This is a genomic window from Streptomyces bambusae, assembly GCF_019400985.1.
GTDB classification, from domain to species: domain Bacteria; phylum Actinomycetota; class Actinomycetes; order Streptomycetales; family Streptomycetaceae; genus Streptomyces; species Streptomyces bambusae_A.
Genome location: NZ_WTFF01000275.1, coordinates 1 through 9693, shown reverse-complemented (window position 1 = coordinate 9693; position 9693 = coordinate 1). Strand labels below are relative to the sequence as shown.

The window sequence follows — 9693 nt, the reverse complement described above, 5'->3', positions numbered from 1 at the left end:
CCCTCGGTCCCTTGGGCGGGGATATGTGTATAAGAGACGGGCCGGGGCCGGGGAAGGCGTCCCGCCCGCCGCGTCCGCCGAGGCCGGGTCCGGGTCCGTCGAGGGGGTCGCGGGTGCGTCCGGTGCCCGGTCCGCGCGCTGCGCGCCCTCGGCGGGGCCGAGCCAGTCGAGGCCGTTCGACCCGGCCCAGGCCCGGGCCGGCATCACGTCGGTCGCGGGCCCGTGGAACAGCAGGCCGTACGGCGCGGCGGCGCCCAGGTCCGGCAGCGCGGCCAGTACGCCGGGCAGTGCCTCCCACAGCTCGGGGGCGACGCCCCGGTCCGGGTCCCCCACGACCAGCACCGGGCGGGCCGGGTCGGGGCGCAGCATCCGGGGCCAAGGGTTGGCCGAACGGCCTTCCGGGCGCAGCCAGAGCCCGGCCGGTACGGTCTCCAGCACCCAGCCCTCGGCAGCGGCCCGGTGGACGGCCGGAGCCGTCGCGTCGAGCCCGGGCAGCCGCAGCCATGCCGAAGGGACCACGCGACGGTGCTCGGGCGAGGCGGTGAGCTCGACCAGCAGGGGTTGCCAGGTCGGCGCACCCCGCCCGTCGAGGAACGACGTGGCGTGGTCGTCCGCCGTACGTACGGGCAGGCCGACGGCGACCCGTACGGTCCGGCCGGACCGGGCGGCCAGGGCAACGGCCATGCCGGTCAGTTCGGCCGGGTCGGCCCAGGGGGCGGCGAGCAGCAGGCCGTCCGGCTCGGGGACCGCCTCGCGTACGAGGTCCAGCAGTTCGGCGGTGGGCAGCGCCGGCTGCTGCGGTGAACCCACGCCCAGCAGAAGGTCGTCGGGCCGGACGCCGATCAGCGGCTCGACGCCCTCCGGCAGCTCCCCCAGCCAGAATCCGCCCGGAACGGGCCGGATGCGTCGGCCGCCCCGCTCCGCGACGCCAACGGGTCCGCTCGCGAACCCGTGCGCGCCGCCGTCGGACTCCGCCACGACGGGAACGGGCGGGGCGAGCGGCAAGGGCGGCTCCCCTTCCGCCGGCCCCTCGTCGGGGCCGGCGCAGGAGGCGCCCCCCTCAGGGCCGAACCGCTCCCGGTCCACCTCCTCGGCGCCGACCCGCTCGACGTCGACCTCCTCCGCGTCGACCCGCTCGGGGGCGACGCGCTCGACGTCGACCCCCTCCGCGTCGACCCGATCGGCGCCGACCCCCTCCGCGTCGACCCGATCGGCGCCGACCCCCTCCGCGTCGACCCGGACGGGGGCGATCCGCTCGGGGGCGATCCGCTCGGGCGCGGCCCGGTCGTCGTCCGAGTCCGCCGGCTCCCCCGGGCCCTGCTCCGAAGGGCCCGGCTGCGCAGACGCCGGCTCCCCGATGGCCGGCTCCCCCAGGCCCGGCTCCCCGTCCCGGTCCGCCATCGGCGTCGGCGCCTCCCGGCCCGGCACGGCGCCCGAGCCCGAGCCCGAGTCCGAGGCAGCGTCCGGCCCCGACCGGGCGTCCGGGCGCGGCGCGGCGCCCCAGCCCGTGTCCGTGTCCGGCCCGGGAACGGCCTCGGCCCGCTCCGCCCCGGCGGGCACCCCTGGTGGCCACGTCGGATCCAGTGCGCGCGCCGGCGCACCCGGTTCGCTCAGCCACCACCTGCCCGGCGGAGCCAGCCGCAGGGAGCCGTCCGGTTCCACGGTGACCATGCCGTCGGGGGCGATCACCGGGAAGCCGGCCGTCGTGGCCACCGCTTCGACCGGACGGGTGCCGTCCGGTCCCGGCGCGGCGAGACCCGACGCGGCCAGCACCAGCCGGGCCGCGCCGCGTCCGGTGGCCCGGTCCACCAGGTCCGGCAGGGAGCGCCGCAGTACCGGCGCCGCGTCCGGCGCGGCGGCCAGGACCAGCACGGCGTCGGGGAGCGGGGGCAGGCCGCTCAGGGCGGTGGTCAGGGCGGCGGTCAGGGCGGGCTCGGCCTCCTCGGGGGCGATGACCAGGTGCGGCCCGACGGGCCACATCCGCGATCCGGGGGCCGCCGGAGCGGGGGCGGTGGCGGTGGCGGGCGGCGGCGTGCTCATCCCTGCGTTCCGTTCTGCGGGTTCTGGCCGTCGGGGTCGAGCAGCGGCGTCTGCAGCTGCACCGTACGGCGCCGGGTGATGTGGAGCGCCCGGCCGGCCGGCAGCACCTTCGGTTTGGTGCTGCCGAAGAGGTAGCCCTCGCTCGGCGGGCAGGACAGCAGCACGGCCGGGGTGTTGACGTCCTGGAGCTTGCGCAGGAGCTGGTCGGACAGGCCACGGCCGGCCCCGTTCGCGGACCGGGCGACGATGACGTGCAGGCCGATCTCGGCGCCCTGGGCGAGGTGGTCGAGGACCGCCGCGAACGGGTGCGCCGACATCGAGCCGCCCACGAGGTCGTAGTCGTCCACGATCACGAACAGCTCCGGTCCGCTCCACCAGTCCCGCGCCCGCAGCCGGTCGGGCGTGATGTCGGCGGACGGCACCCGGTTGGCCAGCGCATTGGCGGCGCCGGTGACCATCTGCCGCAGCGGGTCGGCGGAGACGGCGTAGCCGAGCCGGTACTCCTCGGGCACGGTCCCGTACATCTCGCGCCGGAAGTCGACCAGCATGATGCGGCCCTGGTCGGGCGTGTACGCCCGCATGATCTGGGCGGCGATGTGCTTGAGCATGTTGGTCTTGCCGGACTCGCTGTCGCCGACGACGATCAGGTGCGGGTCCTGCGAGAAGTCGTGCCACAGCGGCTGGACATCGTGCTCCTCCAGGCCGAGCGGGATCCGCAACGAGCCGTGCGGCTCGGGCAGTTCGGCCGGGTCCAGGACCAGCGGCAGCATCCGTACCTCGGGCGCCCGGGGGCCCGTCCAGTGGTCGGCGACGACGTCGACGAGGTCGGCGACTGCCTCGCCGAGGTCGTGCGCGGTGCCGATGCCGTCCATGCGCGGCAGTGCGCACAGGAAGTGCATCTGGTCCTCGGTCAGTCCGCGTCCCGGAATCTTGGGCACCTTGCCGGCGGCCCGCATGTTGATGACGGAGTCCACCGAGTCGCCGAGGCGCAGCTCGTACCGGGTCTGGAGCTGGTCGCGCAGGGCGCCGGTGATCTCGCCCCAGCGGGTGGTGCCGATGAGCAGGTGGACGCCGTAGTTGAGGCCGCGCTGGGAGATCAGCGTGAGCAGCGGGACCAGGTCCATGAACTCCTGGCGCAGGGTGTTCCAGCCGTCGACGACCAGGAAGACGTCCCCGTGCGGGTCGTCGGGCAGTTCTCCGGCCGCCTTCTTGCGGCGGAAGGCGGCGACCGAGTCGATGCCGAGTTCGGCGAAGTACTTCTCGCGGCGGGTGATGACCGAGTTGACCTCGGCGACGGTCCGGGTGACGCGGTCGGGGTCGTGGCGCCCGGTGATCCCGCCGACGTGCGGCAGTCCGCGCAGGCCGGAGAGCGTGCCGCCGCCGAAGTCCAGGCAGTAGAACTGCACTTCGGCCGGGGTGTGGGTGAGCGCGAGGCCCGCCATGAGAGTGCGGATCAGGGTGGACTTGCCGGACTGCGGGGCGCCGGCGACGCCGATGTGGCCGCCGGCCCCGCCGAGATCGGCCACGAGCAGGTCGCGTACCTGCTGGAAGGGGCGGTCGATCACGCCGACCGGGACCTTGAGCGATCCGCGAGGCTCGCCTTCGACGGTGAACCCGTACTCGGGGTCGGGGCCGATCGGGGGCAGCAGTTCGTCCAGCGTCGGGGGCACGTCCAGGGGCGGCAGCCATACCCGGTACGCGGGGGGTCCCGCGTCCAGCAGGCGTTCGGCGGCGATGTCGAGGAGCGACCGGGTCTCCTCGGCCTGCGGCTCCTGCTCCTGCGGCTCCTGCTCCTGCGTCTCGTCCGGTACGGCGGGCAGGGTGCGGGGGGCCACGTACTCGGTGCCGAAGGCCACGACCTGGCCCTCGATCACGGCGCGCCGGGCGGACGGTCGCAGCTTCTGCTTGTACGCGCCGGACACGTAGGCGGCCTTGAAGCGGGTGAGGGTGGAGATGTCGCTGCGCAGGTAGCCGTTGCCGGGCTGGGAGGGGAGTTGGTGGGCGTCGGGGACGCCGAGGACGCCGCGGGATTCCATCGCGGAGAACGTGCGCAGACCGATCCGGTAGGAGAGGTGGGACTCCAGCTGGTGGACGCGGCCCTCGTCCAGGCGCTGGGAGGCGAGCAGGAGGTGGACCCCGAGGGACCGGCCGAGGCGGCCGATCATGACGAAGAGGTCCATGAAGTCGCGGTGGGCGGAGAGCAGTTCGGAGAACTCGTCGACCACGACGAAGAGGGTGGGCAGCGGGTCCAGCGGGGTGCCTGCGGCGCGGGCGGTCTCGTACTCCAGGAGGGAGGAGTAGTTGCCGGCGGCGCGCAGGAGTTCCTGGCGGCGGACCATCTCGCCGTGGAGGGCGTCGCGCATCCGGTCCACGAGGTCGGCCTCGTCGGCGAGGTTGGTGATGACCGCGGAGGTGTGGGGCAGGCGGTCGAGGCCGAGGAAGGTCGCGCCTCCCTTGAAGTCGACCAGGACGAAGTTGAGGATCTCCGAGGAGTGGGTCAGGGCCAGGGCCAGCACCAGCGTGCGCAGCAGTTCGGACTTGCCTGAGCCGGTGGCGCCGATGAGCATGCCGTGCGGGCCCATGCCGCCCTGGGCGGACTCCTTGATGTCGAGGTCGACGGTGCTGCCGTCGGGGCCGAGGCCGAGCGGGACCCGTAGCTTGCTGGACTGGTTGCGCAGGGCCCACTGCTGCCCCACGTCGAAGCGGTAGAGGTCGTGGATGCCGAGCAGGGCGGTGAGGTCGAAGTCGGTGGCCAGCGGCTCGCCCGCGTCGACGCTGTCACCCAGCCGGTACGGGGCCATGGACGCGGCCAGCCGGGTGGCCGCGGGCAGCGGCAGCCCGTCGGGCCGGCCGAGCGGGGTGATCTCGTCCTTGCGGTTGCGGTCGGCGGCGACCATCTCCAGGGTGCTGTCCGAGCCGTCCGCGGCGCCGGTGATCCGCAGCCGGAGGGTGACCCGGCTGTGCTTCCACTCCAGGGCGGAGCCGATGTCGATCACGGTGGCGTTGCGGTAGCCGCCGAGGGCGGCCCGGTGGGGAGCGGTGAACGCCGCCCCGTCGAGCACGACGACCGTGTACGGCTCGTCGCGGCTCGGGACGGCATCGGGCTCGTACGGCGGGCGGGCGCCGAACTCGTCGCCGAGCAGCTGTTCCAGTTCGCCGATGGTGCCGGCGACGAGCCGCAGCGGTCCGGCGCCGTCGGTCTCGCTCGGGTGCAAGGCGTGCGGCAGCCACTTGGTCCACTCCCAGTGGGCGCGCCGGCCGGGCGGGGCGACCACCGCGATGCGCAGCTCGTCAGGCGCGTGGAACGTGGCGAGCTGGGCGAGGACGGCGCGGACCAGCGCACGGGGCTGCTCCTCCAGCGGCGCGGCCGCCGCAGCGCTGCCGGCGGCCGCGGCGGTTCCGGCGGCCGAGGTCCCGTCCTCCCCCGCCGCCGGGTCGGGGGACCCGGAGTCCGGGGATTCGGCCCGGACCAGGAGGTGCGCGAAGCCGCGCAGGTGGATGGCGACGGGCTGGCCGGCGACGGAGGCGTACGCGTGGATGAAGCGCCGCAGTGCATGCGCGCTGAGCGGTTCGAGGTCCTCCACCGGCTTGGTGGCGAGCGGGGCCAGGCGCACGGCCAGCCGCTGCGCGCCGAGGGCGATCCGTACGTCGCTGAAGTCGGGGTGGGAGGAGCGCCGCTCCCACAGCCGGGAGGTCCGTACCAGGGAGGCCAGCTCGGCCGGGTCCGGGTTGCGCCAGGCCAGGGCCTCCTGCTGGCGGCGGATCTCCTTGCGGACCTGGCGCCGCATCTGGGTGAGGTAGCGCAGGTAGTCGCGCCGTTCGCCGGTGAGCTCCTGCTTGCGGTCGGCGTTGCCGCGGATGATCTGGGTGACGACCATGCCGATCGCGGACACGGCCATGGTGCCCATGGCGATGTACGTCATGAGGCCGCCGCCCGGCCGCAGGAAGATGAACACCATGGACAGCGAGGACAGCGCCATCGGGACCATCGTGATGATGTTGCCGATGCCGTTCTGCTTCTCGGGCAGTACGGGCGGTTCCTGGAGCTGGATCTCGCCGTCCGGCATCTCGGGGCCCGGCCGCCGGGGTGGGCGGTCGACTTGCACCACGCTCAACGAAAAAGCTCCTCACGCCTCGCCGGCCGACCGTGTTCGGCGGTCTCCTTGCCCAGACGGGAACGGGTGCGCGGTACGGGGCGGTTCAACCGCGGCGCAAGGCGGCCGGTGAACCCTCGGGATCCGGACACACGTTGAGCAGGCCGTCGGAACGGAAGCGGACGAACGGTGGGAGCGTGTGCATCGACGGGCCCTCGCCGGACCGTCGCGCCGGGTGGTCGCCGCGGTGCACAGGGCGGCGCCGCTGTACGGGCCGTGGTGCTGGGAGCTGGGGGAGAACGGTGCGGGCGGACGATCACACACAGGCCGGCGATCACACGCGGGCGGACGGTGACACACGGCCGGAAGTTGGCGCACGAGCGGATGACGGCGCCCAGGCGGACGAGGTCCGCTCGTTGCTGCGCTCGTGGCCGGCGGACACCGTGCCCGTGGCCGACGACCCGGCCGCCGGCACCGCTCTGGACGTGCCGCGGGCCGCCGCGGCCGAGGTGACGGATGCCGCGGCCCGGCTCCTCGGGCTGTCCCCCCGAACCCGGCCACCGGCCGGGACCGGCGCGCACTTCGACGAGCTGTGCCGGATCGCCCGGGTGCTCGTGGTGGACGAGCACCCGTCCGCGGCCCGCTGGAGCGAGGTCGAGCGGGCGACCGTGACCCGCTGGATCGCCGTGCTCGTCGCACGCGACGGTGAGGACGGCGTCCAGGCCCTGCTGGGCGAACTGCGCCGGGGCCGCTGAACCCGCTGCCCGGATCCACCCGTTCAACCGGCCGCCGGGGGCGATTCGGCCTCGGCCGGACAGCGGGAAGGACACGCGGGCAGTGAGCGGTAGCGCGGTGGCGGGACTGTGCCGATTGAGATTCCACGGACCGCACAAGATGGTCGAGCTCTCCGTACCGGCCGACGTACCCCTGGCGGACCTGTTGCCGACGATCATCGGCTACGCGGGGGACGGCCTGGACGAGGAAGCCGTCGAGGCGGGCGGCTGGGTGCTCCAGCGGCTCGGCGAGGAGCCCCTGGACGACGAGCGGTCGGCGGAGGCACTGGCCCTGCGCGACGGCGAGCAGCTCTACCTGCGGCTGCGCCGGGAGTCGCTGCCCCCGGTCCACTTCGACGACCTCATCGACGGTGTCGCGACCGGCCTGGAGGCGCGCGGGGACTCCTGGCGGCCCGCCCTGACCCACCACGTGACGCTCGGCCTGGCGCTGTTCGCACTGGCGGGCGGGCTCGTCCTGCTCGCCCTGTCCCGTGACATCGGCCCGCTGCGTGCGGTCACGGCGGCCGTGACCGGCGGCCTGCTGCTGCTCGGCGCGTCCAGCGCCGCGCGGGCGGTGGGCGACGCCGGGGCCGGTACGGCGCTCGGTGCGGCGGCGGTCCCCTATCTGGCCCTGGCCGGTGCGCTGCTGCCGGCGGGCAGCGGTGACCTGACGGCCGCCCGGCTGCTCGCGGGCAGTTCCGCGGCGGCCGGCGGGGCGGTCCTCGCGCTCGCCGCCGTGGCCTGCTCGGCACCGCTGTTCCTCGGGCTGCTGATCACGGCGGTGGCCGGGACGGTCGCCGGGGCCATGATCCTGGCGGGGCTCCGCGCGGTGGAGACGGCCGCGGTGCTCGCCGTTCTGGTGGTGGCGTTCGGGGCCTTCCTGCCCGGGCTCGCCTTCCGGCTGTCGGGGCTGAAGCTGCCCGCGCTGCCGCGCAGCGCCGACGAGCTCCAGGAGGACATCGAGCCGTACCCGGCGCAGGACGTACTGGACCGCAGCGCGGTGGCCGACGGCTACCTGACCGCCTTCCACGTGGTGACCGCGGTGCTCTGCGCCGGCTGCCTCACCCTGATCACCCGGGCCTCCGGCCCGCCCGCGGTGGCGCTGGCGGCCGCCCTGTCCCTGCTGCTGGTCCTGCACGCCCGCGAGGTGGGCTCGCTGTGGCAGCGGCTGGCGCTGATCCTGCCCGGCGTGTACGGCCTGGCCCTGCTCACCGTCAAGTGGGCGCTCGCGCGCGGCGGCACCGGCCGGCTGGGGCTGCTGGCCGGGCTGACGGCCGTGGCCTCGGCCCTCGCCATCGCCTCCTGGACGGTGCCGGGCCGGCGGATGCTGCCGTACTGGGGCCGGGCCGCCGACCTGCTGCACAGCGCGCTGGCGCTGAGCCTGCTGCCGCTCGCACTGACCGAGGCCGGGGTGTTCGCCTGGGTCCGCGGGCTCAGCGGCTGACCCACGGCCGGCTGACCCACGACCGACCGGCCCACGGCGCCCCCCGGCCGGCCGACCCACGGCGGCCCACGGCCTGCCGGCCGGCGACCGGCGCACGGCTGACCGGCGGCGCACCGCGCCGCACCGGAGCGGCCTTCAGGCCGCGACAGAACCGTATCTGCGGAGGAGTTCACATGCAGTCCAGGCGCGACCAGGTGCAGGCCCACCTGTTCGTGATGAGCAGACTCGGGGCGGGCATGCTGCGGGGCGAACCCGACGCGCTGGACCTCCCGGCCCGCCGCACCACCCGTGGGGTGCGCACGGGACTGTTCGTCGCGGTGCTGATCGCCCTGGTGACGGGCCTGTACGGGGCCGTCAAGCCGGGCGGCGCGGCCGGCTGGGCCAAGCCCGGCACCCTGGTGGTGGTGAAGGAGACGGGCGCCCGCTACCTGTTCGTCGGCGGGCAGCTGCGGCCGGTGCTCAACCAGGCCAGCGCCCGGCTGGTGGCCGGGGAGAAGATGACCGTCTCCCAGGTCAGCCTGAACTCGCTCCAGGCGGCGCCGCGCGGCGGACCGGTCGGGATCGTCGGCGCGCCGGACGGGCTGCCGGCGAGGTCCAAGCTGGTGAACGGGGCCTGGCTGGTCTGCGGGCTGGTCGGCCGTACGTCGTCCGGGGAGGCCGCGCCGATGCTGTCGGTGGCCGTCGGGGCCGGCCGACAGGGCCAGGCCCTGTCGCCCGAGCAGGGGCTGCTGGTGGCGACCGCCGACGGCACCCGGCACGTACTGTGGCAGGGCAGGCGGCTGCGGCTGGACACCGGCGAGGGCGCGGGCACGGCGCTCGGCTACGGCACGGCCACCCCCTTCCCGATCGCCCCGTCCTTCCTCAACTCCCTGCCCTCGGGACCCGACCTGTCGTCGCCCGAGATCCCGGGGCGCGGTACGGCCGGGCCCGCGCTGGCCGCGCGCCAGACCCGGGTCGGCCAGCTGTTCACCGGCCCGGGCGGGGAGCCGTACGTCCTGACCCAGCAGGGCCTCGCGCCGCTGAGCCAGACCCTGTTCGAGCTGCTGCGCGGCGACCCGCGGACCCAGAAGGACGCGTACGCGGGGGCTCCGGCCATCGCCGTGCCGGTGGGCGCGGCCGATCTGGCCGCGCATCCGGCGCCGCCCGGGACCCTGGCGGGCGCCGGGCTGCCCGCGACACCGCCGAAGCTGGGCCGGAGCCCCCGCGTACGCGTCCTTCTGGGTCCGCGGGTCGCCGCGCAGCAGCTCGAACAGGGTCTGGCCCAGCGGCGCGAGGCCCTGCTGGGTCAGGACGTACGGCTCCCCGCCCGGGCCGGTGAAAGGGTGGCCGGCCCGGGGCTGGG

Annotated in this window: 5 protein-coding genes; 3 read left to right on the top strand and 2 right to left on the bottom strand. The window is 75.3% G+C overall.

What is annotated here, in order from left to right; translation table 11 throughout:
• Positions 1-2040: hypothetical protein (locus GPJ59_RS28205; protein WP_219670522.1), on the bottom strand; the 2040-nt coding region annotated here is incomplete at its 3' end.
• Complete coding sequence (gene eccCa / locus GPJ59_RS28200; RefSeq protein WP_219670523.1) at positions 2037-6107, bottom strand: type VII secretion protein EccCa; 4071 nt, start codon at positions 6105-6107, stop codon at positions 2037-2039. The genes eccCa and GPJ59_RS28205, both read right to left, overlap by 4 nt.
• A 476-nt stretch (positions 6108-6583) precedes the next feature.
• Between eccCa and GPJ59_RS28195 the strand changes: the two genes are divergently transcribed.
• From GPJ59_RS28195 to eccB, 3 genes are all read left to right on the top strand, one after another.
• Positions 6584-6889: a hypothetical protein gene (locus tag GPJ59_RS28195; RefSeq protein WP_219670521.1), complete on the top strand. Its 306-nt coding sequence runs from the start codon at positions 6584-6586 to the stop codon at positions 6887-6889.
• Between the two features lie 82 nt (positions 6890-6971).
• Positions 6972-8351, top strand: a complete 1380-nt coding sequence (gene eccD / locus GPJ59_RS28190; protein WP_219670520.1) for a type VII secretion integral membrane protein EccD — start codon at positions 6972-6974, stop codon at positions 8349-8351.
• Positions 8352-8524: 173 nt separating this feature from the next.
• Positions 8525-9693, top strand: a 1169-nt coding sequence (gene eccB / locus GPJ59_RS28185) for a type VII secretion protein EccB (RefSeq protein ID WP_219670519.1), incomplete at its 3' end; no start/stop codon positions are given.